Source organism: Pedococcus sp. KACC 23699 (assembly GCF_045348425.1).
Taxonomy (GTDB): domain Bacteria; phylum Actinomycetota; class Actinomycetes; order Actinomycetales; family Dermatophilaceae; genus Pedococcus.
Genome location: NZ_CP157483.1, coordinates 1,657,556 through 1,684,332 on the forward strand (window position 1 = coordinate 1,657,556; position 26,777 = coordinate 1,684,332).

24 protein-coding genes are annotated in these 26,777 nt (G+C 71.7%); 11 read left to right on the forward strand and 13 right to left on the reverse strand.

Annotation, left to right across the window (positions count from 1 at the left end; genetic code table 11):
- The first annotated feature begins 18 nt into the window (after positions 1-18).
- Positions 19-783 carry a MerR family transcriptional regulator gene (locus ABEG17_RS07730; protein WP_406832703.1) on the forward strand — a complete coding sequence of 255 codons (765 nt, stop codon included), beginning with the start codon at positions 19-21 and terminating at the stop codon, positions 781-783.
- Between the two features lie 207 nt (positions 784-990).
- Here the strand turns inward: ABEG17_RS07730 and ABEG17_RS07735 are convergent, their stop codons facing one another.
- The 4 genes from ABEG17_RS07735 to dnaB form a co-directional block, all read right to left on the reverse strand.
- Positions 991-1,608: a YceI family protein gene (locus ABEG17_RS07735; RefSeq protein WP_406832704.1), complete on the reverse strand. Its 618-nt coding sequence runs from the start codon at positions 1,606-1,608 to the stop codon at positions 991-993.
- 93 nt (positions 1,609-1,701) lie between these two features.
- A complete protein-coding gene (locus ABEG17_RS07740; protein WP_406832705.1) occupies positions 1,702-2,289 on the reverse strand; it encodes a phosphatase PAP2 family protein in 588 nt (195 codons plus the stop codon).
- Between the two features lie 317 nt (positions 2,290-2,606).
- The gene (locus ABEG17_RS07745) at positions 2,607-3,095 is read right to left on the reverse strand and encodes a potassium channel family protein (protein ID WP_406832706.1); all 489 of its coding nucleotides are present in this window, start codon (positions 3,093-3,095) and stop codon (positions 2,607-2,609) included.
- Positions 3,096-3,827: 732 nt separating this feature from the next.
- Positions 3,828-5,192 carry a replicative DNA helicase gene (gene dnaB, locus ABEG17_RS07750; RefSeq protein ID WP_406833155.1) on the reverse strand — a complete coding sequence of 455 codons (1,365 nt, stop codon included), beginning with the start codon at positions 5,190-5,192 and terminating at the stop codon, positions 3,828-3,830.
- 443 nt (positions 5,193-5,635) lie between these two features.
- Here dnaB and ABEG17_RS07755 point away from each other — a divergent pair, with 443 nt between their 5' ends.
- The 3 genes from ABEG17_RS07755 to ABEG17_RS07765 all read left to right on the forward strand — a co-directional run bounded on the left by ABEG17_RS07755 (position 5,636) and on the right by ABEG17_RS07765 (position 8,231).
- Positions 5,636-5,908: a DUF2277 domain-containing protein gene (locus tag ABEG17_RS07755; RefSeq protein WP_406832707.1), complete on the forward strand. Its 273-nt coding sequence runs from the start codon at positions 5,636-5,638 to the stop codon at positions 5,906-5,908.
- 137 nt (positions 5,909-6,045) lie between these two features.
- Positions 6,046-7,545, forward strand: a complete 1,500-nt coding sequence (locus ABEG17_RS07760) for a DHA2 family efflux MFS transporter permease subunit (RefSeq protein ID WP_406832708.1) — start codon at positions 6,046-6,048, stop codon at positions 7,543-7,545.
- The gene (locus ABEG17_RS07765; RefSeq protein WP_406832709.1) at positions 7,542-8,231 is read left to right on the forward strand and encodes a DNA alkylation repair protein; all 690 of its coding nucleotides are present in this window, start codon (positions 7,542-7,544) and stop codon (positions 8,229-8,231) included. The genes ABEG17_RS07760 and ABEG17_RS07765 overlap by 4 nt, the downstream gene beginning before the upstream one ends.
- Here the strand turns inward: ABEG17_RS07765 and ABEG17_RS07770 are convergent.
- Positions 8,200-9,447, reverse strand: a complete 1,248-nt coding sequence (locus ABEG17_RS07770) for an MFS transporter (RefSeq protein ID WP_406832710.1) — start codon at positions 9,445-9,447, stop codon at positions 8,200-8,202. The genes ABEG17_RS07765 and ABEG17_RS07770 overlap by 32 nt on opposite strands.
- Entirely contained in the window at positions 9,440-10,240 is an 801-nt protein-coding gene (locus tag ABEG17_RS07775) for a PIG-L family deacetylase (protein ID WP_406832711.1), read from the reverse strand. Before ABEG17_RS07775 ends, ABEG17_RS07770 begins: the two co-directional genes overlap by 8 nt.
- A 116-nt stretch (positions 10,241-10,356) precedes the next feature.
- Between ABEG17_RS07775 and ABEG17_RS07780 the strand changes: the two genes are divergently transcribed.
- Together ABEG17_RS07780 and ABEG17_RS07785 are read left to right on the forward strand one after the other, a co-directional pair.
- A complete protein-coding gene (locus ABEG17_RS07780) occupies positions 10,357-12,870 on the forward strand; it encodes a beta-glucosidase family protein (RefSeq protein WP_406832712.1) in 2,514 nt (837 codons plus the stop codon).
- 154 nt (positions 12,871-13,024) lie between these two features.
- Positions 13,025-13,666: a TetR/AcrR family transcriptional regulator gene (locus tag ABEG17_RS07785; RefSeq protein ID WP_406832713.1), complete on the forward strand. Its 642-nt coding sequence runs from the start codon at positions 13,025-13,027 to the stop codon at positions 13,664-13,666.
- Here ABEG17_RS07785 and ABEG17_RS07790 read toward each other — a convergent pair.
- Together ABEG17_RS07790 and ABEG17_RS07795 are read right to left on the reverse strand one after the other, a co-directional pair.
- Entirely contained in the window at positions 13,663-14,253 is a 591-nt protein-coding gene (locus ABEG17_RS07790; RefSeq protein WP_406832714.1) for a helix-turn-helix domain-containing protein, read from the reverse strand. The genes ABEG17_RS07785 and ABEG17_RS07790 overlap by 4 nt on opposite strands.
- Entirely contained in the window at positions 14,250-14,918 is a 669-nt protein-coding gene (locus tag ABEG17_RS07795) for a cyclase family protein (protein ID WP_406832715.1), read from the reverse strand. Before ABEG17_RS07795 ends, ABEG17_RS07790 begins: the two co-directional genes overlap by 4 nt.
- A gap of 91 nt (positions 14,919-15,009) precedes the next feature.
- Here ABEG17_RS07795 and ABEG17_RS07800 point away from each other — a divergent pair, with 91 nt between their 5' ends.
- The 4 genes from ABEG17_RS07800 to ABEG17_RS07815 all read left to right on the forward strand — a co-directional run bounded on the left by ABEG17_RS07800 (position 15,010) and on the right by ABEG17_RS07815 (position 19,520).
- Entirely contained in the window at positions 15,010-16,620 is a 1,611-nt protein-coding gene (locus ABEG17_RS07800; RefSeq protein WP_406832716.1) for a purine-cytosine permease family protein, read from the forward strand.
- A complete protein-coding gene (speB, locus tag ABEG17_RS07805; protein WP_406832717.1) occupies positions 16,613-17,680 on the forward strand; it encodes an agmatinase in 1,068 nt (355 codons plus the stop codon). The genes ABEG17_RS07800 and speB overlap by 8 nt, the downstream gene beginning before the upstream one ends.
- Positions 17,677-18,099, forward strand: coding sequence for a YybH family protein (locus tag ABEG17_RS07810; protein ID WP_406832718.1), 423 nt, complete (start codon positions 17,677-17,679; stop codon positions 18,097-18,099). Before speB ends, ABEG17_RS07810 begins: the two co-directional genes overlap by 4 nt.
- Positions 18,100-18,209: 110 nt before the next feature.
- A complete protein-coding gene (locus ABEG17_RS07815) occupies positions 18,210-19,520 on the forward strand; it encodes an MATE family efflux transporter (protein ID WP_406833156.1) in 1,311 nt (436 codons plus the stop codon).
- A gap of 127 nt (positions 19,521-19,647) precedes the next feature.
- Here the strand turns inward: ABEG17_RS07815 and ABEG17_RS07820 are convergent, their stop codons facing one another.
- Positions 19,648-21,171, reverse strand: a complete 1,524-nt coding sequence (locus tag ABEG17_RS07820) for a gamma-glutamyltransferase (protein ID WP_406832719.1) — start codon at positions 21,169-21,171, stop codon at positions 19,648-19,650.
- Positions 21,172-21,263: 92 nt separating this feature from the next.
- Here ABEG17_RS07820 and ABEG17_RS07825 point away from each other — a divergent pair, with 92 nt between their 5' ends.
- A complete protein-coding gene (locus ABEG17_RS07825; RefSeq protein WP_406832720.1) occupies positions 21,264-21,992 on the forward strand; it encodes a sulfite exporter TauE/SafE family protein in 729 nt (242 codons plus the stop codon).
- Positions 21,993-21,995: 3 nt separating this feature from the next.
- Here ABEG17_RS07825 and iolD read toward each other — a convergent pair whose 3' ends face one another.
- The 4 genes from iolD to iolC are packed head-to-tail and all read right to left on the reverse strand — an operon-like array spanning position 21,996 to position 26,768.
- On the reverse strand, positions 21,996-23,984 hold the full coding sequence (gene iolD, locus ABEG17_RS07830; protein WP_406832721.1) for a 3D-(3,5/4)-trihydroxycyclohexane-1,2-dione acylhydrolase (decyclizing): 1,989 nt from the start codon (positions 23,982-23,984) through the stop codon (positions 21,996-21,998).
- Positions 23,981-24,886, reverse strand: coding sequence for a 5-deoxy-glucuronate isomerase (gene iolB / locus ABEG17_RS07835; protein WP_406832722.1), 906 nt, complete (start codon positions 24,884-24,886; stop codon positions 23,981-23,983). The genes iolD and iolB overlap by 4 nt, the downstream gene beginning before the upstream one ends.
- Positions 24,883-25,776 carry a deoxyribose-phosphate aldolase gene (locus ABEG17_RS07840; protein ID WP_406832723.1) on the reverse strand — a complete coding sequence of 298 codons (894 nt, stop codon included), beginning with the start codon at positions 25,774-25,776 and terminating at the stop codon, positions 24,883-24,885. Before ABEG17_RS07840 ends, iolB begins: the two co-directional genes overlap by 4 nt.
- Entirely contained in the window at positions 25,773-26,768 is a 996-nt protein-coding gene (gene iolC, locus ABEG17_RS07845; protein WP_406833157.1) for a 5-dehydro-2-deoxygluconokinase, read from the reverse strand. Before iolC ends, ABEG17_RS07840 begins: the two co-directional genes overlap by 4 nt.
- Positions 26,769-26,777 lie beyond the last annotated feature (9 nt).

Genomic DNA, 26,777 nt, shown 5'->3' on the forward strand with positions numbered 1-26,777 from the left:
CTGACCGAGAATGGAGCCATGCTGACCATCGGCGAGATCGCGGTGTACGCAGGGGTGACGGTGCGCACGGTCCGTCACTACCACGCGAAGGGACTGCTGCCGGAGCCCGAGCGCGACCACTCCGGCTACCGCCGCTACGACGCGGCGGCGGTGGTCGAGCTCGTCCGGATCCGGACCCTGGCCGACGCCGGCGTGCCACTGTCCCGGGTGCGGGAGCTGCTCGCCGCCGGGGACGAGGAGTTCGCGGTCGCCGTGACGGACATCGACCGCCGACTGCGGGCAGAGATCCGGGAACGGCAGCGACACCGCGAGCGGATCGCCCAGCTCGCAGCAGGCGACAGCCTCGCGCTCCCACCCGAGGCCGTCGACTACCTGAACCGGCTCCGCGACGTGGGCGTCTCCGAGCGGATGGTCGAGGCCGAGCGCGACGCCTGGATCCTGGTGGCCGCCCAGATGCCGGAACGGATGCCCTCCTACATGCGGGCCAAGAGCCAGCAGCTCGAGGACCCCAACGTCACCGAGCTGTACCGCGAGCTCGCCGAGATCGTCGAGTGGTCGGCCGACGACCCGCGCCTGGACACGGTCGGTGACCGCCTGGTCGCCCAGCTCGAGGCGGTACCCGACGGCGGCTGGGACGAGGGGGACCTGCCGGACGACCTGGCCGCCCTGCTGGACGCGGTCTTCCTCACGTCCGTCCCGGGCGCGCGGCGGATCCTCGCCAGGCTCGAGCAGCACGGGTGGACCGGGTGGACGAACGTCACCCGGATGGACGCGCGCGGGTGAGCCATCGGGCGGTCACGGCGGCGCGCCCAACCTGGGTGGGCGCGGAAGCTCAGTGAGCGCACTGTGTCGGTATGGCGCAGCCGTGGCGACACATCGCGCTCACCCAGCGCGCGTGGGCGTCGCTGCATACCTCGACGGGCTCGGACGCTGCCACAGGGGGCGGTACGTCCGAGCCCGTCGTGGGTTCGGTTCGGGGATCAGCCGACGTCAGGCGGCGATGGCGGAGATGTCGAACTCGAGGGAGACCTTCTCGGACACCAGGACGCCACCGGTCTCGAGGGCGGCGTTGAACGACAGGCCCCAGTCGGAGCGGTTGATCGTGGTGGAGCCCTCGAAGCCGACGCGGACGTTGCCGTAGGGGTCCTTGGCCGAGCCGGTCTCCTCGAAGACGACGGTGACCGGGCGGGTGACGTCGTTGATGGTCAGGTCGCCGGTGATGGCCCACTCGGTGCCGTCACGGGTCACGTCCGTGCTCGTGAAGGTGAGGTTCTCGTGGTTCTCCACGTCGAAGAAGTCAGGGGTCTTGAGGTGACCGTCGCGCTGCTCCTGGCCGGTGGTGACGCTCGCGGCCTTGATCGTGACGTCGACCTTGGAGTTGGCCGGGACGGCGGTGTCGATGACCGCGGTGCCCTCGAACTCGTCGAACTGGCCGCGGACCTTGGTGACCATCGCGTGGCGGGCGGAGAAACCGATCCGGCTGTGAGAGGGGTCCAAGGCGTAGGTGCCGGAGATGTCGTCGAGGATCTGGGAGTCGGGGGCGGTCACGGCGACGGGGGCGTCGATGACGGCGGTGGTCGAGGATGACTTGCGGGAGAACAGGGCCATGGGAGGTTCCTTCAGGAGTCGGGGTAGCTGGTTGTTGAATGTTCAACCATTGGATCCACTCATCCATTCCCACCCCTTGCCCGGGCGTGGCTTCTAGCGCCGACGGGTGCGGGCAAGCCGTTGCAGCGGGCCGACACTGAGGCGTGACACCGCCAGGACGAGGCCGCTCGCCGCAGCACCGATGACCGCGCCGATGAGCCACCCGGCCAGGACGTCCGTCGTCCAGTGCGCCCCGAGGTAGACCATGCACACGCCGACCAGCGCGGTGACGGCGGCGAGGGCGACAGCCACCGGACGGGACGGCGGCCGCCGCGCCCACGGGGCGGTGAGGACCACGGCGACGGCGACCGCCGCGGTCTCGGTGGCCTGCGTCGAGGGGAACGAGTACCCCGTCGTGAGGACCATGGCCAGGTCCGCGGGTGGGCGAGGTCGCTCGAACACCGACTTGAGCGTCGCCGCCGCGACCGCCGCCGCCGCGAGCGCCAGGACTGCGGCGAACACCGTCCGCCACGCACGGAAGGCGATCACGACGATCGCTCCACCTACCGCCAGCAGCACCAGGCCTCGGGAGGTCGCGCCCAGCCACATCACGGCGTCGGCCACCGCGGTCGCCCCGGCGCTGCGATGGGCGACCACGAAACCCGTGACCCACCGGTCCAGGGCGTTGTCCCAGGCGCTCACGATGGTGCCTCGTCAGACGACCTGATGGGGTCAGCACAGAGCAGGGAGCGCCGATGCGGAACTGGCGCGTTCCGTTCGGTGACCCTGCTGGCCATCATCTGGTGCTCCCGGTCGTTGGGGTCGAGGTCGGACTGAACGGCTCAGGCGCCGGCAGCGGGAAACCTCGGGTCAAGGGGACTGCAAACGTAGATCACCATGGCGAAGCGTTCCCCTGAAAGTGCCCTTCCCCGAGCCCGGCCGCCGCACCGCACGGGCCGGGGATGGCTCGGGACCGGTCCGACGTGCCTGATCGCAGGCGCGCGGAGGTCGGTGCGGTCCTAGCGCGGCTCCCGCGGCTGCCGTGAGTCGCCCAGCTCGACGGCCTGGTCGGACTGCCGCCTGGCGAGCTGCACGGCCCCCACGAAAGCGCGGACAACCAGGCCCAGGATCACCAGGTCGAGCAGCATCTGAGCCGTGACCACAAGCCGGGTGGACTCACTGGCCGCCGTGATGTCCCCGAAACCCACAGTGCTGAAGGTGGTGACCGTGAAGTACAGCGCATCGGTGCGAGAGAGTGAGCGCGTGCTGAAGTTCGCAGGACTCGTTCCTGCCATCGTGAAGTAGACCGAGGCGAACAGGAGCAGGAACAGGGGCACCGTGGTGGCCAAGGCCTCGATGGCCCGCAGGGCCGGATACGTGGCTCCCATGATTGACCGCAGATGCCAGAAGGTGGCGACACCCAGGATCAGCAGTCCGCCCAGCAACGTCACTGGCACGTTCTTGATGTGGTTCAACGGCAGGACGTAGTACAACGCGACCAGCACCATGGCACTTGCCAGTGAGCGAAGCACCCCCGCTCCGGCGAGTCGACGGCGCCTGGCCGCGGGTAGTGCGTCCTGCTTCGCCGGGGCGCTCATGGCCGACCCCCGGCCGGGATCGTCAGATTCCTTCACCACATCTCCCCTCATAGGTGCACTCACGGCTGGAACGGGTGGTGCCCCTGAGACGCCTTCAGGGGAGCTGCACCGGGCGCCCGAGCACCTCCTGCGTTGCCGGTGCCAGCCCAGCCGCATCAGCGTCGGCGGAACACACGGTCTGCCTCAGGCCGGCCCGGTTGGTGACTGAAAGGACCCAGCAGCGCCGACCGGTGCTCCGCCGTCGTGGTCACGTACCGGGTGATGTCGTCGTCGGTCCTTCGGGTCTCTTCCACCACGGGGAGGCCCTGCCCTGGTGTCGACCTCGAGCCACCGCCACGGTGCCTCCTCCCACGTCAACCCGCCCATGGGTAAGCCCTCGATCGGCAGGTCGAACCATCATGTCCGTGCCCGAATCCGTCACTCTCATTCACGCTGGCCGACGGGCCCGACCACGGCATCATCCCCAGCGGGTGACGCGCGACAGCAACGGTCTTTGTCAACGGCGGCTGAATCCTCATCACTTGCCGACGGGCGTGGTCTCACCCGGGCCGAGAGGCGTCGACGCCAACCTTGGCACTGGTCTCGGGAGGGCTTCACGGCAGTTCACGATGTTGAGGCGCTAGGACTTCAACGGCGGCAGCGCTAGAAGTTCTGGGCCATGTTGGCGAACCGGGCGTAGTGACCCTGGAACGCCAGCACCATGTCCTTGGTCGGTCCGTTTCGGTGCTTGGCCACGATCACGTCGACCTCACCCTCACGGCCCTCGAGCTTGGGCTCGCGGTGCAACAGGATGACCATGTCGGCGTCCTGCTCGATGGAGCCGGACTCACGCAGGTCGGACATCGCGGGCCGCTTGTCGGCACGCTGCTCCGAACCACGGTTCAGCTGCGAGATCGCGATGACCGGGACCTCGAGCTCCTTGGCCAGCAGCTTGAGCGCACGGGAGAACTCGGAGACCTCCTGCTGGCGGGACTCGACCTTCTTGCCCGAGCTCATGAGCTGGAGGTAGTCGATGACGACGAGCTTGAGGTTGTGCTGCTGCTTGAGCCGGCGGCACTTGGCCCGGATCTCCATGAGCGACATGTTCGGCGAGTCGTCGATGAACAGCGGAGAGTCGGAGATCTGGCCCATGATGCGAGCCAGCTTCTTCCAGCCGGCGTCGCCGATGGTGCCCTTGCGCAGATCCTGCAGCTGGATCTGCGCCTCGGCCGACAGGCAGCGCATGGTGATCTCGCTGCGGCTCATCTCCAGGGAGAAGACCGCCGTGGCCTGCTTGTGCTTGATGGCGGCGCAGCGCGCGATGTCCAGGCCCATCGTCGACTTACCGACGGCGGGACGGGCGGCGAGGACGATCATCTGGCCGGGGTGCAGGCCGTGGGTCAGCTCGTCGAGCTCGATGAACCCGGTGGGCACCCCGAGCATCTCGTTGGCGTCGCGGCCGGCGGCGACCTCGATCTCGTTGAGGGTGTCCTCCAGGACGTCACCGAGCGCGACGTAGTCCTCACCACCGCGCTTGTCGGCGACGGCGTAGACCTCGGCCTGGGCGGCGTTGACGATGTCCTCGACGTCACCGTTGCCCTGCTGGTACCCGAGCTGGACGATCCGGGTGCCGGCCTCGACCAGGCGCCGCAGGACGGCCCGCTCGCTGACGATCTCGGCGTAGTAGCCGGCGTTGGCAGCGGTCGGGACGGCCTGGATCAGCGTGTGGAGGTAGGCCTGGCCACCGATGCGCTGCAGGTCGCCGCGCTTGGTCAGCTCGTCGGAGACGGTGATCGCGTCGGCCGGCTCACCACGGCCGTAGAGGTCGAGGATCGCGTCGTAGATCAGCTCGTGCGCGGGACGGTAGAAGTCGGTGCCGCGCAGTCCCTCGACGCAGTCGGCGATCGCATCCTTGGACAGCAGCATGCCGCCCAGGACGGACTGCTCGGCGTGCAGGTCCTGAGGGGGGACCCGGTCGTCGGACTGCGGTGGCCTGTCGCCACCAGCACTGAAGGCGCTGGTGCTCAGCTCCGCAAGAGACACTCTGCCCACTCCCTGACCGACGAAACACGAACGAAGAACACCTGTGTGATTCGAGTAGACCACGGGCCGCTGACAACACCTGCCGACGCGCGTGGACCGCGAACACCTCACCGTAGGGCGGCCCCGGACACCCACCCAAACCGGGCCTGTGGAGGGGGTGTGGACAACGTGTGCGCAACGCCCGACCTGCTTGTGCACAGTCGGTGGACAACCCTGTGGATTTCCGCGACGGTGGGTCTCGACCACGGCTCTGACCTGCGCCGACGTCGTCCACGGGGTGTGGACCACAGAAAGTCTCGGGCGTGTCCACCAGGCGTCCAGCCCGTGCACAACCGTCGACCACGACCCTTGACCACAACCCTGACGACCCGGGTCGCTACCGACGCAGGGGACTGTGCCCCGCGCCATACCGGCCGTAGCCTGCCTCCATGTGCCGAAACATCCGCCAGCTGCACAACTTCGAGCCCCCGGCGACCACCGACGAGGTCCGCGCCGCCGCCCTGCAGTACGTCCGCAAGGTCAGCGGGAGCACCAAGCCGAGCCAGGCCAACCAGGCCGCGTTCGACGAGGCCGTCGCCGAGATCGCCCACGCGACCCAGCACCTGCTCGAGCACCTCACGACCGCCGCTCCGCCCAAGGACCGCGAGACCGAGGCCGTCAAGGCGAGGGCTCGCGCGCAGGCGAGGTATGGCGCGGCCTGACCCCTGCGGAGGTCGTGTCGGCAAAACGGTTTGAGTCCTGTCGGTGGTCCTCGCCACCATGGTGCGGACGGGGACGGCGATGACTTCTGGGGAACACCCCGGTCTACGCCCGTGAAACCCGGACCGGAGGACACCCCATGACCGACACCACCACCCTCGAAGGCGGCACCCACACCGGCATCAGCCGCCCGGCGGTGAACACCAGGGCGGTGCTGCGGATCCTCGTGCTGGCGACCTTCGTCGTCATCCTCAACGAGACGATCATGGTCAACGCGATCCCGCGCCTGATGCGCGACTTCGCGGTGCCGGCCACGAGCGCGCAGTGGTTGTCGACCGCGTTCATGCTCACGATGGCCGTCGTCATCCCGGTCACCGGGTGGTTCCTGCAGCGGGTGACCACGCGCGCGGCATACACGCTGGCGATGGGGCTGTTCCTCACCGGGACGACGCTGGCGGCGGTCGCGCCCTCGTTCGGCGTGCTGCTCGGCGCCCGCGTCATCCAGGCCAGCGGCACGGCCGTGATGATGCCGCTGCTCATGACGACGATGCTCACCCTCGTGCCCCCGGAGGGGCGCGGCAAGGTCATGGGCAACGTCACGCTCGTCATGTCCGTCGCCCCCGCCCTCGGGCCGGCGGTCTCGGGCATCCTGCTCCAGCTCGGCTCGTGGCGGCTCATCTTCGCCGTCGTCCTGCCGATCGCCGGCGTCATCACCGCCCTGGGGCTGCGCGAGCTCGTCGACATCGGCGAGCCGAAGGCGTCGCGCGTCGACTGGCTGAGCGTCGCGTTGTCGGCCGTCGGCTTCGGCGCACTCGTCTACGGGCTCAGTGGCCTCGGCGAGGGTTCGCACAGCACGGCCGCGGTCCCGCCGGTCCTGACCACGGTCATCGGCGTCGTCGCGATCGCGGTCTTCGCGTGGCGACAGGTCCGCCTCCAGCGGGGCGCCGGACCGCTGCTGGACCTGCGCACCCTGACCTTCGCGCCGTTCACGATCGCCCTCGCCCTGATGTGCGTCTCCTTCATGGCGCTGATGGGCGCGATGATCCTCCTGCCGCTCTACCTGCAGGACGTCCTGGGCCTCAGCACGCTCAGCACGGGTCTGCTGCTCATCCCTGGCGGGCTGACCATGGGCCTGCTCGGCCCGTGGGTCGGTCGGGCCTACGACCGCCACGGCGCCCCCCGACTGGTCATCCCCGGGTCGATCGTCATGGCGCTGACCCTCGTGGCCTTCACCCAGGTCGGCGTCGACACCCCACCGGTGCTGGTGCTGGCCAACCACGTGCTGCTCAGCGCAGCCCTCGCCATGATCTTCACGCCGGTGTTCACGTCCGGCCTGTCCGTGCTCCCGCCCCACCTGTACGCCCACGGCAGTGCGGTGCTGGGATCCCTGCAGCAGGTCGCGGCGGCAGCGGGGACGGCCGTGGTCATCAGCGTGATGGCGGGGCGGACCGCGGCGGCGGCCGCCGACGGAGCCTCCGGTCGGGCCGCCCTGGCCACCGGAGCCCAGTGGGGGTTCGGGGTGGGTGCGGTGCTGGCCGTCGCCGCGGTCGTGATCGCGTTCTTCGTCCGCACGCCGACGACCGACGCACCCGGTGCGCTCGCGGACGAGCAGGTCGCCACCCACGTCGTGGAGCCGTGACGGCTCCGCTCGTCGAGGCCGTCCGGGAGGCCCTCGCCGGGGCCGGCGACCCGGACCGGGCCGTGGCACAACAGGCCTACATGAAGTCCGCCATGCCCTACCGCGGCATCACCGCCCCCCAGCTCAAGGCGCTGCTGCGCCCGCTGCTCGCCGACCCGGTGCTGCAGCTCACCGACCGCCGGTCGTGGGAGGGCGCGGTGCGCGAGCTCTGGGACGACGCGACCCACCGCGAGGAGCGGTATGCCGCGACCGCCGTCACCGGTCACCGCGCCTACCGGCAGTGGCAGGACCCCGACACCCTGGGGCTCTACCGGCACCTGGTGGTGACCGGCGCCTGGTGGGACCACGACGACGAGATCGCCAGCCAGCGCGTCGGCCCGATCCTGCGGTCGCACCGCGAGGAGGTGACCCCGGTGGTCCTCGACTGGGCGGTCGACGACGACCTGTGGCTGCGCCGCACCGCGATCCTCAGCCAGCTGACCTTCCGCGAGCAGACCGACGTCGGCCTGCTCCGCGCCACCGTCGAGCCCAACCTCGAGGACACCAGCTTCTGGATCCGCAAGGCCATCGGGTGGGCGCTTCGGCAGTACGCGCGGACCGACCCGGACTGGGTGCGGACCGCGGTGGCGGAGTACGGCGAACGGTTGTCCGGGCTCAGTCGCCGAGAGGCCCTGAAGCACCTCTGACCGAAGCGCCCCCGGCCGCCCCGACACGACCGACCCCGCGCAGCAGCGGGACCGCCACGACGAGTGCCGCGAGCGCCGATCCGGCGGCGACGAGGAACGCGGCACCGATCGCTCCACCGTCCGACAGGGCACCCGCGGCGAGCGCCCCCACCGAGCTGCCGGCGAGGAAGGCGCTGATCAGCCACGCGAACGCCTCGGTCGTCGTCCCGGCGGGCGCGAGCCGGTCGACGACCTGGAACACGCAGGTCAGCGTCAGCGGCAGGCCGACACCGGAGAGGACCGCGAGCACGGCCATCACCGCCGGCTGCGCCGGAGTCCAGGCCAGCGCCGCATACGTCACGACGAGGGTGAGCAGTCCGAGCGGGAGGTCGCGCAACGGGTCGCGGTGCGGAGCCCTGCCGCTGTAGGCCAGGCCTCCGGCGAGGGCCCCGAGGGCGTTCGCGGCGACCAGCCACGAGGCCCAGCCGGGAGCCGACACGGACTCGGCGTACGCGACGAGGGCAACAGCGGGGACGCCGATGGTCAGGCCGACGAGGAGGACGGCGCCGTAGAGGACGCACAGGCGCACAGAACGCAGAGGCCCGAGCCAGTGCCGCTCCTGGGGAACCGGCGCCCAGTCGCGGGAGACGCTCGACGCGGTGAACCACCCGGTGCCTGCTACCCCGATGGCAGCCGCGGCCAGCAGGCCACCGCCGTCACCGAACGCCTGCGCCAGCAGGACGACCAGTGGGCCCAGGACGAACACGAGCTCCTGGGCCGCGGCGTCGACCGCGAACGCTGCCGGCACCTCCCGCGCCGGGAGCACCGACGGCCACAAGGTGCGCAGGGCAGGTTCGAGTGGCGGCGTCATGAGCCCGGCCACGAGCGCGACCAGCAGGCCGGCAACCCCCGGCGCGAACGGCACGGTGGCCAGGGCGACGGACGAGACGACACCGCCGAGCACGAGGGCGCCGCGCTGTCCACGCACGTCCATGACCCGCGACAGCACGGGTCCGCCGAGGCAGGCGCCCAGGGAGTAGGCCGCCGTCAGCAGCCCGGCCCGCGCGAAGTCGCTGCCGCTCTCCCGGGTGAACAGCACGAGGGCCAGGGGCACCATCCCGGTGGGCAACCGTCCGACGAGGGCCGAGGAGAGCAGGCGCGCGACGTGCGGTCGGCGCAGCAGCTCGACCGGTCCGACGGTCCCCGTCGCGCCGGCCCGGTGGTGCGGGTCAGTCACCGAAGGGCCAGCCGACCTGCATCCCCGGCTCTCGGCCCGGCTCGATGTAGTGCTCGAACCCGAAGAACGCGAGGAAGTACTCCTCGGGCATGCCGAGCATCCCCTCGATGTCGGTCGCCTGGCTGGCATGGGCCTCCAGGGCCGCCCTGCGTTCGGCGAGGAAGTCGGTGACGTCGACGCGCCAGTGGATCTCGGCCTCCGGCGTGCCGAGCGGGTTGCCGTCGTCCATGTCGCTGTCGGGGTCGAAGCTCTTGTCGCCCTGGCCGGCCGCGACCGCGGCCTGGTGAAACGTGCGCATCTGGTCGCGGTTCATCGTCGACTCGAGCAGCCGGGGACGGCGCGCAGCGAGTTCGGCCGCGCGGTGGACGACGGCGTGGACCCGGACGTGGTCGGGGTGGCCGTAGCCGCCGTGCCAGTCGTAGCCGACGAGGATGTCGGCGTCCTCCTCGTCGAGCACCGTGGCCAGCCTGCCGGCGGCCTGGTCGAGGTCGGCGGAGTGGAACGCGCCCTCGTGGGTGTTCTGGTCCCAACCGGTCATACCGGAGTCGCGGTAGCCGAGCCAGGCGACCCGGTGGACCCCCAGCACCTCGGCTGACGCCTCAGCCTCCCGGCGCCGCCAGTCCGTGAGCGTCTCCCCCTCCGGCAGACCGGCCTTGGGCAGCTCGCCGTGCTCGCCACCGGTCGCGAACACGGTGACCACCCGGCTGCCCTCGCGGCTGGCGCGAGCCATGGCTCCGGAGGTCTGCGAGGCCTCGTCGTCGGGATGGGCATGGAGGAACACGATCGTCGTCACGGGTCCATCCTGCCCCCCGCTCCGGACAGCGCCACGAAACGCTCGACAAGCGCGACCCGGAGTGAAATAGTTACCTCCAACTATTAATGCTCCACCGCCCCGGAAGAGTGACCGCCATGACCACCACCTCCACCCCGCGCACGGGCCGCGACGACGCGGCATACCTCGAGCTCGTGAACCGGCTCGACCTCGCCACCAAGGTGCGGCTGCTCACCGGTGCCACGTCGTTCACCCTGCACGGTGAGGAGTCGATCGGGCTCGCCCCGATGGCGTTCTCCGACGGACCGACCGGCGTGCGCGGGCTGAAGTTCACCGGTGGTGACCACGTGGCGCTGTTCCCGAGCGCCACCGTCCTGGCCAGCGCCTGGAGCGAGGAGACGGCGCACGAGGTCGGCGAGATGCTCGCCGAGGAGGCCGAGCGCCAGCAGATCCACGTCGTGCTCGGGCCGACGATCAACCTGCACCGCACCCCGCTCGGCGGGCGACTGTTCGAGGCGTACTCCGAGGACCCGCTGCTCACCGGTAAGCTCGCCGCCGCCTACGTGCGGGGCATGCAGGGACGCGGCATCGGCGCGTGCCTCAAGCACCTCGTGGCCAACGAGTCCGAGACGCTGCGCAACTACATGAACTCCGTCGTCAGCGAGACCGCCCTGCGGGAGGTGTACCTCCTGCCCTTCGAGATCGCGGTCCAGGACGCGGACGCCTGGTCGATCATGGCGGCGTACAACGACGTCAACGGCGTCGCGGCCACCGAGCAGGACCACGTCAACAACACCGTGGTCAAGGGTGACTGGGGCTGGGACGGCCTGCTGATGTCGGACTGGTTCGCCACGAAGACCTCTGCCCCTGCCGCCCTCGGGGGCCTCGACCTCGTCATGCCCGGACCCGACGGTCCGTGGGGCGAGGCGCTGGTCGCAGATGTCGAGTCCGGCGCGGTCGACGAGTCGGTCATCGACGAGCACGTCGTCCGGTTGCTGCGCCTAGCCGAGCGGGTCGGCGCGCTGGGCGGTGAGTCGGAGCAGCGGGTGTGGCCGACTGAGTCACTCGCCCCCGACGCCCCCGCCCGCCGCGAGCAGCTGCGTCGCCTGGCCACCGACGGCATGGTCGTCCTGCGCAACTCCGATGGCGCCCTGCCGCTGGCCGCCACGGGTTCGGTCGCCCTGATCGGACGCCACGGCATCGACACCATCTGCATGGGTGGCGGCTCGGCGACCGTCAACCCGCCCTACCAAGTGTCCATCGCGGACGCCCTGCGCGAGGCGCTGGGCGGCCGGCTCACCGTGGTCGACGGCGTCGAGGTGCGCGACCGCGCGGTGGTCGCAGACCCCTCGGCGATCACCGACCCGGAGACCGGCGAGCAGGGCCTGCGCGTCGCCTACCTTGACGCCGATGGCGTCGTGATGTCGAGCGAGCACAGCAGCGTCTCCTCGGTCGTCACCGGTTGGGACGACGTCCTCCCCCGCCCGACCGACCAGGTCGTCCTGACCGCGCGCCTGACAGGAGCCGGGCCGGTGCGCCTCGGCGTGCTCGGCGGCGGCACCTGGACGGTCGACGTCGACGGCGAGCAGGTGGGCGCAGTCGACCTCGTGGCCGAGGGGTTCGACCCCGGCGAGTCGATGCTCAAGCCCCCGGTGTGGACAGTCGACACCCAGGCTCCCGCGGGCGCCCTGGTCACCGCGACCCTCACGGTGGTCCGCTCGGAGCCGCAGCCGGGACCCGACGGCAAGCTCAGCACCCTCTCCGACGTCATCGCCTCGGGCATGGGCATGAAGGGGCTGGTCGTCGCAGCCGTCCCCGCGGCGGCCTCGTCGGTGCTCGAGTCCGCGACTGCCGCAGCGGCATCCGCCGATGTCGCGGTCGTCGTGGTGGGCCTGACCGAGGAGCAGGAGACCGAGGCGACCGACAAGTCGACCCTCGCCCTGCCCGGCGACCAGGACGCGATGGTGTCGGCGGTGGCCGCTGCTGCCGAGCGAACGGTCGTCGTCGTCAACGCCTCCACCCCGGTGCTCATGCCGTGGTTCGACGAGGTCGACGCCGTCCTCGTCGTGGGACTGCCGGGGCAGGAGGGTGGTCACGCCGTGGCCGACGCGCTGCTCGGGGTCCGCGAGCCCGCCGGCCGCCTCGTCACCTCGTGGCCGGCTGCCGACGAGGCGGCCCCGGCGTGGGAGGTCGTCCCCGACGGCCTGACGCTGGAGTACACCGACGGCACCTTCGTCGGCCACCGCGGGTTCGCCGCCGGTCACGCCCCCGCCCCGGCCCACTGGCTCGGTGCCGGCGAGGGGTATGGCGCGTGGAGCTACGACTCCGCCCGCCTCCTCGAGCACGGCTCGGCCGGCGACGCGGCGCCGTCGGTCGAGGTGACGGTGACCAACCGCTCGACCCGCGACTCGCGCGAGGTGGTGCAGGTCTACCTGCGCCCCGACTCCGGCGACCAGCCGGTGCGGCTGGTCGGGTTCGCTGCAGTGCAGGTCGCCGCCGGGTCGCAGGCGACCGTCACGGTCGACACCGACGCCCGGCTGTGGCGGCGCTGGGACGAGTCGGCGAACGCCTGGGGCGAGCCGCTGACCGGCGGCACCCTGCTCGTCGCCCGCGGTCTCGGCGACGTGAGGGCCGAGCTGCCGCTGGCCTGATCCCGCCCCCCTCCGCCGGGTCGATGTAGACGCGCCGGGGATTCCGGGCGCGTTCACATCGACCCGGCGGGGGCGACGGCGAGGCGGTGGATGGGCGCAGATGCAGACGGTGACGGAGGAGGAGCAGGTGAGCACACGGCATACAGTCGGGGCCGTGCCAGCCACGACGGACGGGGACGCACCCCGTCGTGGCCGCGGCCGGCCGCGCGGCACCGGCGCGGGGCAGACCCGCGAGCGCATCGTCGCCGCGGCGTCGGACCTGTTCGCCGAACGCGGGTTCCACGCGACCGCGATGACGAGCATCGCCGAGGCCGCGGGGCTGAGCCAGACCGGGCTGCTGCACCACTTCCCGACCAAGGAGGAGCTGCTCGCCGCGGTGCTGGAGCAGCGCGACCTGCGCGACCTCGAGACGCTCGCCTCGACCCACGATCGGGCCCCCCGCGGCTGGGAGGTCTGGGCGGACATGGTCACCCTCGTCGGGCTCAACAGCGAGCGCGAGGGGTTGGTCAGGTTGTTCACCATGCTCGCGGGCGAGGCCGTCGACCCCACCCACCCCGGTCACGGCTGGCTGGCAGCGCACCACGGTGCGGCCGTCGAGTCCCTGGCGCACGCCCTGCGCGAAGCCGCCCACGACGGCACCGCCGACGAGGACGTCCCCGCTGAGCAGCTGGCCCGTCAGGCGGTGGCCCTGATGGACGGCCTGCAGCTGCAGTGGCTGATGCGCCCCGACGAGGTCGACATGGCAGCGGACTTCGCCGACTGGGTGGCGACGGTCCGGCACCGCTGGGGGAGCTAGGGCGCGGGGGCGAGGACCCAGAGGACCTCGCAGGGCACCTTCGCCGATGCGTTGCGCCAGGTGTGCGGCGCCCGCCCGGGGAAGGTCATCGCGTCGCCGGGGCCGAGGTCCTCCTCGCCCGTCTCGAGGACGACCGTGAGGTGACCGGCGACGACGTAGGCGCACTCGACGTCGCAGTCGAGCGTGTAGAGGTCGTCGCCACCGTTGCCACCCGGGTCGATCCGCGCGTGGATGATCTCCAGGCCCTGCTGGGTGCCGGGGGTGATGAGCGCCTCGTGGGCTCCCGTGCCACCGAAGTTGATCGGCCGACCCTGACCCGCCCGGATGACCGCGGTCTCCGGCGGGTCGAACAGGTCACCCACCCGCAGCCCCAGGATCTCGCACACGGTGACCAGCGAGGCCACCGACGGCGACACGTCGTCGCGCTCGAGCCGGCTGACGAACCCCTTGGTCAGCCCGGCCGACTCGGCGACCTGGGCGATGGTCAGGCTGCGGGCCTGACGGGCCGCGCGGAGCCGGGCGCCGATGCGGACCTGGGTCTCGGGTCGCTCGCGGGGAGCGCGGGACGCCAGGGTCCGAGTCGTCATGGCGCCAGTTCTACCGCAACCGCCCGCACAGGTGCGCCGTCGGCTGCCTCCAGCCGGATCGGCAGCACCGAGACGAACGGGTCGGCGAAGTCGATGTCGCCCAGGCCGCGCAGGTTCTCGACGATGACGCCGCCGAGGTCGGCGATGAGGTGGTGGCAGGGGAACCCGACTCCCGGGTGCTCGTCGTCCGGCGTCTCGTCGAGGTTGAGCGCGTCGAGGCCGATGGTGCGGACCCCGAGGTCGAGCAGCCGCCGGCAGGCATCCGCGTCGAGGTAGGGGTTCTCGAAGTACTCCGGTGTCCCGTAGTGCTCGGACCAACCGGTGTGCAGCAGCACGATCGAGCCCGGCCGGATCTGGTCGGCCACCGGGGCGATGTGCTCCCAGGTCACCACCCCGCGCGGGCCGAGACCGGTCGCGTCGACGACGACCCCCGGCCCTGCGAACAGGGTGAGGTCCAGCTCGTCGATCCGGGCCCCGGTCTCCTCGAAGTGGTACGGCGCGTCCACGTGGGTGCCGGTCTGCGACCCCAGGTGCACGTCGAGCAGGTTGAAGCCGTCGCGCTCGATGGTGCTGTGCACGGCGAGCGAGGGCTGCGGGTCCCCGGGGTAGATCACGGTCGCGGGACCGACGGGCACCGACAGGTCGACGATCCGAAGAACTCTCATGGTGAACAACTATTGCATTGCAGTAAACCCCGGCGCTAGCGTTCCCGCCGATGCTCCACCCCTCGGAAGGCCCCCTCGGAAGGGATCCCGCATGAGCTCCTCGAACGCCCCGGACACGACGCACGCCGGCTCCGCCACCACGTCCCGCCCCAAGGTCACCGATGTCGAGCAGCACGGCATCAACACGATCCCCGACAGCGACCGGACGTCTCGCCCGCTCGACCTGTTCCGGATCCAGTTCGGCGGCGCCAACACCTTCGCCACCGTCCTGCTCGGCACCTTCCCCATCGCGCTGGGCCTGTCGTTCTGGCAGGCGGTCGGCGCGACCCTGGCCGGTGTCGTCGTCGGGGCGTTGTTCCTCATGCCGATGGGGCTGTTCGGTCCGCTGACCGGCACCAACAACGCGGTCTCCTCGGGCGCGCACTTCGGCGTCCGCGGCCGCATCGTCGGCTCGTTCCTGTCGCTGCTCACCGCGATCGCCTTCTACTCCATCTCGGTCTGGGTCAGCGGTGACGCGCTCGTCGGCGCCATGAACCGGCTGTTCGGCGTCCCCGACTCCGACCTCCTGCGCGGTGTCGTCTACGCCGTGCTCGGCGCCATCGTCATCGTCGTGGTCGTCTTCGGCTTCCAGTTCATGCTGCTGGTCAACAAGGTCGTCGTCGTCGGCAACACCGTCCTGATCCTGCTCGCGGTGGTCGCCTACGCGTCGGTGTTCGACCCGTCCTTCGACCCCGGCCCCAGCGCCTACGCCCTCGGCTCGTTCTGGCCGACCTTCGTGCTGTCGGCACTCATCGTCATGGGCAACCCCGTGTCCTTCGGTGCGTTCCTCGGCGACTGGTCGCGCTACATACCGGCTGCGACGTCGCGAAAGTCGTTGCTGGGGGCCACCTTCGGCGCGCAGCTGATGACGCTCATCCCGTTCATCTTCGGCGTGGCCACCGCGACGCTCGTCGCCGGCGAGGCCGACTACGTCATCGCCCTGATCAAGATCTCCCCGATCTGGTACGCCGTGCTGCTCATGGTGGTCGCGTTCCTCGGTGGCCTGTCCACCGGCGTCACGTCGCTCTACGGCACCGGCCTGGACTTCTCGTCGGTCTTCCCGCGGCTCAGCCGGGTGCAGGCGTCGCTGTTCATCGGCATCATCGCCTTCGTCTTCATCCTGGTCGGCCGCCTGGCCTTCGACCTGATCGCCAGCGTCAACGCGTTCATCGGCGCCATCGTCATCTGCACGACGCCGTGGATGGTCATCATGACCATCGGTTACATCGTGCGTCGCGGCTACTACCGGCCCGCCGACGTGCAGGTCTTCAACCTCGGGATGCGCGGCGGCGCCTACTGGTTCCGCGACGGCGTCAACTGGCGGGGCATGGTCGCGTGGATCCCCGCGGCCGTCGCCGGCCTGATGTTCGCCAACTACCCGCCGCTGATCGAGGGCCCGTTCCGCGACGCCGCGGGAGGCATCGACATCAGCCTCCCGGTCGCGATCGGTGTCGCCGCGGTGCTCTACCTCGGCCTCCTGTATGCCGTGCCGGAGCCCCGCTACGTCTTCGGTCCGCAGGGCCCGCGCTGGGTCCCCGCGGCCGACGGTGACGAGCCGCAGGTCGTCGCGGACGAGTCCGCGTCGCACCACCGCACGGCCCGTCGCGGTCACCTCATGGACGAGTCCGTCACCACCGAGCTGGAGGCCCGCACCGATGGCTGACCACACGACCGCTGCGGTCGACCCGGCCCTTCCCCGGGTCGACCGCAGCCTGCCCCGCATCACCGACGGAGGGCGCGTCGGCCAGGTCGACGCCACCGTCGTCCCGCGCTTCGCCGGACCGGCGACGTTCGCCCGGCTGCCCCGCATCGACGAGGTGTCCGACGTGGACGTCGCGGTCATGGGCGTGCCGTTCGACGCCGGGGTCTCCTACCGACCGGGCGCCCGGTTCGGCCCGGCCCACATCCGCGAGTCCTCGCGGCTGCTGCGGCCCTACAACCCCGCGCAGGACGTGTCGCCGTTCGCGGCCCAGCAGGTCGTCGACGCCGGGGACCTCGGGGTCAACCCGTTCTCGATCGAGGAGGCCGTCGAGACCATCGAGGCCGGTGCACGGTCGGTCCTGGAGCGCGCCAGGCGGGTGCTCACCCTCGGTGGTGACCACACGATCACGTTGCCCCTGCTGCGCGCCCACGCGGCGGCCCACGGCCCGATCGCCGTGGTGCACTTCGACGCCCACCTCGACACGTGGGACACCTACTTCGGTGCGAAGTACACGCACGGCACACCGTTCCGCCGCGCGTCCGAGGAGGGCCTGCTCGACAAGGAGGCGTGCCTGCACGTCGGGTCACGCGGACCGCTCTACTCCGCCAAGGACCTCGACGACGACGCCACCCTCGGTTTCGCGATCGTGCCCAGCGTGGAGATGGACGACCTCGGGGCCCGTGGGGTCATCGAACGGATCCGGGACCGCGTCGGCGACCGCCCGGTCTACGCCTCCATCGACATCGACGTCCTCGACCCCGGGTTCGCCCCGGGCACCGGCACCCCGGAGACCGGCGGCCTCACGGGTCGCGAGCTGCTCGCGATCCTGCGCAGCCTGTGTACGCTCAACCTCGTCGGTGCCGATGTCGTCGAGGTCGCGCCGGCCTACGACCACGCCGAGATCACCGGCATCGCCGCCTCGCACGTGGCCTACGAGCTGCTCAGCGCGATGGCGCCGCGGCCCGACGCGGCCCCCGGACCAGACCAGACGGCACGACCCGACAGCGAGGTCGTCCGATGACCACCAGCCCCGAAACGACCAGGGCCGTCGAGCACGAGGTCCTGGCCGCGGCCGACGCCCTGGTGCGCGCGTTCGCGAGCGGCGACAGCGCCGCATACTTCGCCTGCTTCGCGCCGGAGGCGACGTTCGTCTTCCACACGACGCCGCAGCGGCTGGGGTCTCGCGCGGCGTACGAGGCGCTGTGGGAGCAGTGGGTCACCGAGGACGGGTTCAGGGTCGTCTCCTGCACGTCGACCAACCCGGTCGTGCAGGTGCTGGGCCAGGACGCGGCGGTGTTCGCCCACGACGTCGCCACGGTCGTCGAGGTCGGCGGCGAGCGCGAGGAGCTGAGCGAGCGCGAGAGCATCGTCTTCGCCCGCCGCGACGACGTCTGGATGGCGGTCCACGAACACCTGTCCCCCGCGCCTTTGGTCCAATAGGCCGGGTGAGCAGGGGCGAGGGGCGGCGCGGCAGCAGCCAGAGGACCGGCGGTGACCACGGGACCGGCACCGACCGCAGGACCGGCAGCGACCGCGCGCAGAGCCGCGAGATCCTGCACCTGGCCGTCCCTGCGTTCCTCGCCCTGGTGGCCGAGCCCCTCTTCCTGCTCGCCGACTCGGCGATCATCGGCCACCTCGGCACCCCCCAGCTCGCCGGGCTCGGGGTCGCGAGCGCCACGCTCCTGACTGCGGCCAACCTGTTCGTCTTCCTCGCCTACGGCACCACGTCGATCGTCGCCCGCCAGGTCGGCGCGGGCAGCGAACGCGGCGCGCTCGAGGCCGGCATCGACGGCACCTGGCTCGCGGTCGGCCTCGGCGTGGTGACCTCGGTCGCCGTCGCACTCGCCGCCGAGCCGCTCTGCCGCCTCTTCGGTGCCTCCGACGCCGCCGTCGGGTTCGCCACGACCTACCTGCGGATCTCCGCACTCGGCATCCCGGCCATGCTCGTCGCCCTCGCGGCCACCGGCGTGCTCCGGGGCCTGCAGGACACCAGGACCCCACTGGTCGCCTCGGCCGTCGGGTTCACCGCCAACATCGTGCTCAACCTGCTGTTCGTCTACGGGTTCGGCTGGGGCATCGCCGGCTCCGCGTGGGGCACCGTCCTCGCCCAGACCGGTATGGCGCTGGGCCTGGTCACCGTCATGGTGCGTCACGCGCGGCGGGCCGGGGCCGGCCTGCACGCCCACCCAGGCCGGGTGCTGCGCGCCGCCGTCACCGGCGTGCCGCTGCTGGTGCGGACGCTGGCGCTGCGGTCGATCCTGCTCGTGACGACCTGGGTCGCTGCCGGACTCGGTGACGTGCCGCTCGCGGCCCACCAGGTCGCCGCGACCGTCTGGTCGTTCCTCGTGTTCGCCCTCGACGCCCTGGCCATCGCGGCGCAGGCGTTGACCGGCAAGGCCCTCGGCGCCGGTGACGTGGCAGGTGCCCGGGCCGCGACCTCGACGATGATCCGCTGGGGCGTCTGGGGTGGTGCGGTCCTCGGGGTAGCCCTGCTGGCGCTGCACACGGTGATCCCCGCGGCGTTCACGCAGGACCCAGCCGTGCGGTCGGCGTTGGCTGCGGCCCTGGTCGTCGTCGCCCTCGGCCAGCCGCTGTCGGGATACGTCTTCGTCGTCGACGGTGTCCTCATCGGTGCCGGTGACGGCCGCTGGCTGGCCAGGGCCATGGTCGCGACCCTGGTGCTCTACCTGCCCCTGGTCCTCGCCGTGCACGTCGCCGGCGACAGCCTGCTCGAGTCAGGGGTGCCGACGGCCATGACGGTGCTCTGGGCCGCCTTCACCGGATTCATGGCGATCCGGGCGGCGTTCTTCTGGACCCGCATCCGCGGTGACGCCTGGATGGTGACCGGCGCCGCCCGCTGAGCGGCCGCGCCATACCGCCCAGCCGCACCCCTTCGCTTCGCCCACCTCCCCTCGGGTCGAGGTATTCGCCTACCGGCATCAGGTAGAGGGACACCTCGAACCGAAGCGTCCCGGGGAAGCGCGGGCGTCAGCCGATGCGCGTCGCGGCCTCGCGGCGGGGGTCGCCGGCGGCGACCAGGTCACCGTCCGCACCTCTGGCCGCAGCCCCGACTCCGCCGAAGAACATCGAGATCTGGTCGTGGACGAATGCCGGCAGGCCCATCGCCGACACCGCGGCAGCGATCGCGGGGTCGTCCTCGTGGTCCACGCGCGTGCTGCCGTCCTCGAGGATCCGCACGTGGGCCCGGGGCGCGTCGATGGCCTGCTGCAGCGAGTCGCCGTGGTGGCAGTATCGGCCCAGCACCTGCATCAGCGCAGTGGTGATGCGGTCGGCGCCCGGGCTGCCGATCGCCAGCGCGGCGCCGGCACCGGAGCGGGCGACCGATGGCGCCATGTTGGACGCGAGGCGGGTGCCCGGGGTGAGGGCGTGCAGGCCGAGCCGGTTGAGCTCAGGCTCGCCGAGGCAGTTGTTGAGCATCATGCCGGTGCCGGGCACGGTGGCGCCCGAGCCGTACCCGCTCGACGCGGTGATCGCGCAGACCGTCCCGTCGCTGTCGACCGCCGACACGTTCGCCGTCGAGGACGAGGTGGGCAGGCCGGCGAGGCCGTGGCGCTCCACCAGCTCGAGCAGGGCGTAGCCGTCCTCCTCGAGGTCGGTCGACAGGTCGTGGACCTTGTGGCGGTAGGCCAGCACCCGTCGCTGCACGTCGATGACCTGCTTCCAGTCCCACACGTCGGCCCCGAGCTCGCGGAGCATCACCGCGAGCATCGGTCCGCCGACCGAGGGCGGTGGGTTGGTGGCGACGTCCCAGTCGCCGAGGCGCATCCGCAGCGGGGTGCGGACGACGGCCCGGTATGCCGCGAGGTCGGCTGCCGTGACCAGCCCACCTCGGGCGGCGCAGTCGTCGGAGATCCGGGCGGCCAGCTCACCGGAGTAGAGGTCGTCGGCGCCCCGCTCACCGAGCTGCTCCAGGGTGGTCGCGAGGTCGGGGTTCGTGATGAGCTCACCCGGCGCGAACGCCGATCCGTCGACGCGCCTGACGAGTGGGGCCGTGTGCTCGTCCCAGCCGAAGACGCTGTGACCGGTGATGGCGAGGTAGCTCGCCGCTGCGGTGCCGAGGTGGTACCCGTCCCGCGCGGTGGCCACGCTCGGGGCCAGGACCTCGGCCCAGCGCGCGCTCCCGTGCCGCTGGTGCGCCATACCGAGGGCGGCGAAGGCTCCCGGCGTCGCCACCGAGCCATGACCTGCGTAGAGGGTCAGGCCGCCGCCGTAGTCCGTGACGATCTCGCGAAGGCCGGTGCCGAAGCGTTCGCGGGGAAGCTCCCGGCCGGGCATCTCGACGTTGCCGTCGATGACCTCGGGCTCACCCCCTGCCGGCCAGATGCTGACGAACGCGCCCCCGAGCATCGACACGATGCCCGGCTCGGTCGACATGGCGGCGACGATGGCCGCGATCGCGGCGTCGACGGCGTTGCCCCCTGCGCGGACGGCCGCGACACCGGCCTCGGCGGACACCGGACCGGTGCCAGCGACCGCCACACGTCTGTCCATGCACCGATTCTGCCCCGCCGCCCCACCCTGCGCCCGACGTGACCACGGTGGACGCCCAGGCGTGGTGGCTCGACCACGGATAGGGTCCGGGGGTGCTCGAGGCGCTGCTGCTGGTCGTCGCCGCCCTCCTCGTCGGCTACGCCAAGACCTCCATCGGCGGCCTGGCGACCATCTCGATCGCGATCTTCGCGAGCGTCATGCCGGCCCGGGAGTCGACCGCAGCCATCCTGCTGCTGCTCATCACCGGGGACGTCGTCGCCGTGTGGAAGTACCGCGAGCACGCAGACTGGGCACTCCTGAGGCGTCTGGTGCCCAGCGTGCTGCCGGGCCTCGCGCTGGGTGCGGCGTTCCTCGCCGTGGTCGACGACACGGTGCTGCGGCGCTCGATCGGCGTGCTGCTGCTCGTCACCGGCCTCCTGCAGCTGCTCCTGCAGTGGCGCTCGCCCGACGTCTCGGTCATCGCCCGGTCCCGTCGCGCCGCTCTGGGGACCGGTCTGGCCGCCGGGTTCACGACGATGACGGCGAACGCCGCCGGGTCGGTCATGACCCTCTACCTCGTGGCGCGTGGCGTGGAGAAGCGCCGGTTCCTCGGCACCAGCGCGCTGTTCTACCTCGGGGTGAACCTCTGCAAGATCCCGTTCAGTGCCGGGCTCGGGCTGTTCACTCCTGGCACGCTGCAGCGCACGGCGCTGCTCGTCCCGTTCGTCCTGCTCGGGACCTGGGCGGGGCTGCACACGGCGCGACGGCTGAGCCAGTCCCACTTCGACCGGGCGGTGCTCGCCGCCACCCTCGTCTCCGCGATCGCGCTCGTGGTCCGCTGACCCTCAGCCCTCCTCCGAGCCCACGAGCGGGTCGACAGCTGGGCCGACAGCCGGGCCGACCAGGGGGCGTTGCCGTGCCTTGTGCTGCACGTATGCCGCGTAGGCCTCCTGCGTCGACGCCAGCTCGGACTCCGCGCTGACCGGCACGTCCCACCAGCTGTCGCTGTCCGGCGAGTGCACGGTCGGGTCGGTCTCGACGTGGATGACGACGGGCCCACCGTCGGCAGGAGCGGCCTTCGCCTCCTTGACGGCCTGCTCGAGCTCGGCGCGGGAGTGCACCTCGATGACATGGGCACCGAGGCTGCGGGCGTTCGCAGCGAGGTCGACCGGCAACGGGCCGCCCTCGAGCCGCCCGGACCTCACGTCGCGATAGCGGTAGCGCGTGCCGAACCGCTGCGAGCCCAACGACTCCGACAACGAGCCGATCGAGTGGAAGCCGTGGTTCTGCACCAGCACCACGACCACCTTGACCCGCTCCTGGACGGCGGTGACGAGCTCTGTCGGCATCATCAGGTAGCCGCCGTCGCCGACCATCGCGAAGACGTCGCGGGTCGGGTCGGCCAGCCGGATCCCGATGGACGCGGGCACCTCGTATCCCATGCAGGAGTATCCGTACTCGACGTGGTAGCCCTTGCGGTCGCGCACCCGCCACAGCTTGTGCAGGTCGCCGGGCATCGACCCGGCGGCGCAGAGCACGACGTCCCGCGGGTCGGTCTGCTCGTTGACCACCCCGAGCACCTCGGCCTGGGTCAGCAGCCCCGGCGCCAACGCACTCGTCACCTCCGCAGGCGGGTCGTATGCCGCGGACACCTGCTCGTCCCAGGCCCGCCACAGCGCGGCCTGGCGTTCCCGGTGCGCAGGGTCGACGGCGTACCCGTCGAGGGCGTCGGTCAACGCGGTGAGCGCCTCGCGGGCATCGGCCACCACGGGAAGGCCGGCCTGCTTGCCCGCGTCGAACCGTGCCACGTTGATGTTGACGAACCGGACCCCTTTGTCCTGGAAGGCGGTTCGCGAGGCCGTCGTGAAGTCGCTCCAGCGCGTGCCGATGCCGATCACCAGGTCCGCCTCGGCGGCGAGGGCGTTGGAGGCGGTGGTGCCGGTGGATCCGACCGCTCCCATCAGCTGGGGGTGGGCGTGCGGCAGCGAGCCCTTGCCGGCCTGGGTCTCCCCCACCGGAACGCCGGTCGCCTCACAGAAGGCGCGCAACGCGTCCTCGGCGCCGGAGTAGTGAACGCCCCCACCAGCCACGACGAACGGCCGTGCGGCAGAACGGACCAGCGCAGCCGCGTCCGCGACGTCGACCGCCTCGGGCAGCGGCCGGGCGACGCGCCAGACACGATCGGCGAAGAGCTCGACGGGCCAGTCGAACGCCTCGGCCTGCACGTCCTGCGGCAGGGCGATCGTCACGGCCCCGGTGGCCGCCGGGTCGGTCAGCACCCGCATCGCCGCCAGGAGCGCGGACGGCAGCTGCTCGGGACGGTTGACCCGGTCGAAGAAGGCCGACAGCGGACGGAACGCGTCGTTGACGGTGACGTCGGCGGCATACGGCTGCTCGAGCTCCTGCAGCACCGGACCGGACACCCGCGTCGCGAACGTCCCGGACGGCAGCAGCAGCACCGGGATCCGGTTGATCGTGGCGAGGGCGGCGCCGGTGAGCATGTTGGTCGAGCCGGGGCCGACCGAGGCGGTGCAGGCCCAGGTCTGCAGCCGGTCCTTCTGCCGGGCGTAGCCGACCGCGGTGTGCACCATGGCCTGCTCGTTGCGGGCCAGGACATAGGGCAGGTGCTGGTCGTGGCCAGGCGAGTCGTCGCCGAGCTCACCCTGCAGCAGCGCCTGGCCGATGCCGGCGACGTTGCCGTGGCCGAAGATCCCGAAGCAGCCGGCGAACAGCTTCTGCCGCTGTCCGTCGCGCTCGGTCCACTGCTGGGCGAGGAAGCGCACCACGGCCTGCGCGACGGTGAGGCGCACGGTCGGGCTGACGGTCGCGGTCATCGGTTCCCTCCCAGGGGCAGTCGGGGATCGACGTCCTGACCTTCCCAGGTCTGGCGCACCCAACCGTGGGCGGGGTCGTCGCAGATCAGCCAGGCCCGCTCGGCGCCCGGGCCGGCCATGACGTTGAGGTAGTACAGGTCGTAGCCGGGTGCAGCCATGGCCGGGCCGTGCCAGCCGTGGGGAACGAGGACGACGTCACCGGTGCGCACCTCGGCGAGCACGTCGATCGGTCGCTCATCGGTGCCGTAGACCCGTTGGTAGCCAACGGGATCCGCATCATGGGCCGCCGGGGACCCAGCCGTCACCTGGACCTCGAAGTAGTAGATCTCCTCGAGCTCGGTCTCGAGCCCCTCGCGCGCCTCGTCGTGCTTGTGCGGTGGGTAGGAGCTCCAGTTGCCTGCCGGCGTGACCACCTCGCAGGCGATGACCGAGTCCGCGTCCAGCACACCGGGGATGCCGAAGTTGCGCACCTCCCGGCTCGCGGTGCCGGCTCCACGCAGCTCGACCGGCACGTCGGCGGCCGGCAGGTGCCGGAACGACGGGGCGTGGGCCGCGCTGGCCCGGGCTGCGCAGACCGCCACCCGGACTGGACCGTCGTGGGCGGTGACCGTCAGCGGACGGTCCCGCGCGACGTAGGCGACGTCCGTGGGGCCGGCGAACACCGACGCCCGTCCGGCCAGCACCGCGCGGTCCCCCTGCGACTCGACCGTGACCGTGCCCGAGAGCGGGACGACCACGTGCTCCCACTCCCCGGCAGCGAGCTCGCGGCTCTCGCCGGCCGCCAGCCGACCGGCGTACAGACCGGTGTGCTGCCAGCCGTCGATGGCCTCGTCGACCGCGACCTCCCAGCCGCGGTCGGCGACGGTGCCGAGGGGGTGCACCCAGCGGGCGTTGTCGCTCACGGGGACACCCCGTGGACGAGCTCGGCGGCGATGTCCACGGCAGCGGCGACGTCACCGTCCGGTGGGTAGAGCAGGGCTCGCCCGACGACGAGTCCTCGGACGGCGGGGAGGTCGAGAGCCTTGCCCCAGGAGGCGTAGGTGACGTGCGGGTCGCCCACGGGGTCACCACCGAGCAACAGCGTCGGCAGGGTGGTGGCGTCCATGACGCGCGGGAGGTCGTCGACGACGGGCAGCTTCAGCCAGGTGTGCGCGCTCGACGCCCCGAGCGCCGACGCCACGTGGATCGAGGTGATGACCGAGTCCGGGTCGAGCAGGTTGACCACCCGGCCGTCACGGCGCTGGGACAGGAAGGGCTCGACCATCGCCATCAGCCCGAGCTCGGACAGCTCGGTCACCGCACGGGCGCTGGACTCCAGCGTCGCCACGGTGCCCGGGTCGTCGAACGCGATCCTCGTCAGCATCTTGCCGCCGTCGAGTCCGAGGGCGGCAAGATCGCTGGCGCGGTAGGCCGTGAACCGGTCGTCGAGCTCGAACGACGAGCCCTGCAGGCCCCCGCGGTTCATCGAGCCGACGACGACCTTGCCCTCGAGGGCCCCGAGCAGCAGCAGGTCGTCGAGGATGTCGGGGGTGCCGAGGACGCCGTCCACCCCCGGGCGCGACAGGGCGGTGACGAGGCGTTCGAGCAGATCCGTGCGGCTCGCCATCGCGCGCGGCTGGTCACGCACCCCAAGAGCGGCTCGGGCCGGGTGGTCGGCGGCCACGAGAAGCATCCGACCGTCCCGGCGGACCACCTGGCGAAGGCGCCGGTTCTCCCACTCCTCGGCGATCCGGTGCGGCTCACGGGCCCGGACCTCGGTGAGGTCGGCGACGGCGAAGCGCGGCGCCGTCACGACCGGCTCCCGGCGAGGAGAGACTCGACCTCGTCGGTCGTCGGCATCGCGGTCGAGCACTCCAGCTTGGAGGCGACCACCGCCCCGGCGACGTTCGCGAACTCCAGGGTCCGGCGCAGGTCCCAGCCCTCGACGAGCCCCAGGCACAGGGCCCCGCCGAAGGCGTCGCCGGCACCCAGGCCGTTGACCACCTCGACGGGGAAGGGCGGCACCTCCACGCGTTCGTCACGCGTTGCTGCGAGGACGCCCCTGGGTCCCTGCTTCACCACCGCGAGCTCCACCCCGCGCTCGAGCAGCGCGTCGGCGGCGCGCTGCGGGTCGGTCTCGCCGACGGCCACCTCGCACTCCTCGCGGTTGCCGACGGCGACGGTCACGTGGTCGAGGGCCTTGTCCACCTGGGCGCTCGCCTCCTCCGGGTGCGGCCAGAACATCGGCCGGTAGTCGAGATCCAGGACGGTGTGGGTGCGGCGGCCGCGGGCCGCCCAGGCGGCGAAGTGCGCGGTGCGGCTGGGCTCCTGGGACAGGCCCGTCACCGTCGCCCAGAAGATCCGGGCGTCACGGATGGCGTCCAGCGGCAGCTCGTCGGCCTCGATCATCAGGTCGGGGGCGATCGGGTAGCGGTAGAAGTACAGCGGGAAGTCGTCCGGCGGGTGCACCTCGCAGAACGTCACTGGCGTCGGCGGCCCGTCGACGGCGGTGACGAACCGGTCGTCGACGCCGAAGCCCTGCAGCGCCCGGTGGATGTAACGCCCGAACGGGTCGTCGCCGGTGCGGGTCAGCAGCGCGGTCCGCAGCCCGTGCCGAGCGCAGGCGACGGAGACGTTGGTGGCGCTGCCCCCGAGGAACTTCTGGAACGTCTCGACGTCCTCGAGCCCGACCCCGTGCTGGAGCGGGTAGATGTCCACCCCGGTGCGGCCCATCGCGACGACGTCGTATGGCGCGTCGCCGCCAGCCGCGCGCACGTCACCGTGGCGGGTCACCGACGGCGTCAGCCCTGCCAC

Excerpts from the sequence above, each read along its gene's own strand:
- ABEG17_RS07730 (WP_406832703.1), top strand. The coding sequence starts at position 19 with ATGCTGACCATCGGCGAGATCGCGGTGTACGCAGGGGTGACGGTGCGC.
- ABEG17_RS07735 (WP_406832704.1), bottom strand. The coding sequence starts at position 1,608 with ATGGCCCTGTTCTCCCGCAAGTCATCCTCGACCACCGCCGTCATCGAC.
- ABEG17_RS07745 (WP_406832706.1), bottom strand. The coding sequence starts at position 3,095 with ATGGTGCTGGTCGCGTTGTACTACGTCCTGCCGTTGAACCACATCAAG.
- ABEG17_RS07755 (WP_406832707.1), top strand. The coding sequence starts at position 5,636 with ATGTGCCGAAACATCCGCCAGCTGCACAACTTCGAGCCCCCGGCGACC.
- ABEG17_RS07760 (WP_406832708.1), top strand. The coding sequence starts at position 6,046 with ATGACCGACACCACCACCCTCGAAGGCGGCACCCACACCGGCATCAGC.
- ABEG17_RS07780 (WP_406832712.1), top strand. The coding sequence starts at position 10,357 with ATGACCACCACCTCCACCCCGCGCACGGGCCGCGACGACGCGGCATAC.
- ABEG17_RS07790 (WP_406832714.1), bottom strand. The coding sequence starts at position 14,253 with ATGACGACTCGGACCCTGGCGTCCCGCGCTCCCCGCGAGCGACCCGAG.
- ABEG17_RS07795 (WP_406832715.1), bottom strand. The coding sequence starts at position 14,918 with ATGAGAGTTCTTCGGATCGTCGACCTGTCGGTGCCCGTCGGTCCCGCG.
- ABEG17_RS07800 (WP_406832716.1), top strand. The coding sequence starts at position 15,010 with ATGAGCTCCTCGAACGCCCCGGACACGACGCACGCCGGCTCCGCCACC.
- speB (WP_406832717.1), top strand. The coding sequence starts at position 16,613 with ATGGCTGACCACACGACCGCTGCGGTCGACCCGGCCCTTCCCCGGGTC.
- ABEG17_RS07810 (WP_406832718.1), top strand. The coding sequence starts at position 17,677 with ATGACCACCAGCCCCGAAACGACCAGGGCCGTCGAGCACGAGGTCCTG.
- ABEG17_RS07820 (WP_406832719.1), bottom strand. The coding sequence starts at position 21,171 with ATGGACAGACGTGTGGCGGTCGCTGGCACCGGTCCGGTGTCCGCCGAG.
- iolD (WP_406832721.1), bottom strand. The coding sequence starts at position 23,984 with ATGACCGCGACCGTCAGCCCGACCGTGCGCCTCACCGTCGCGCAGGCC.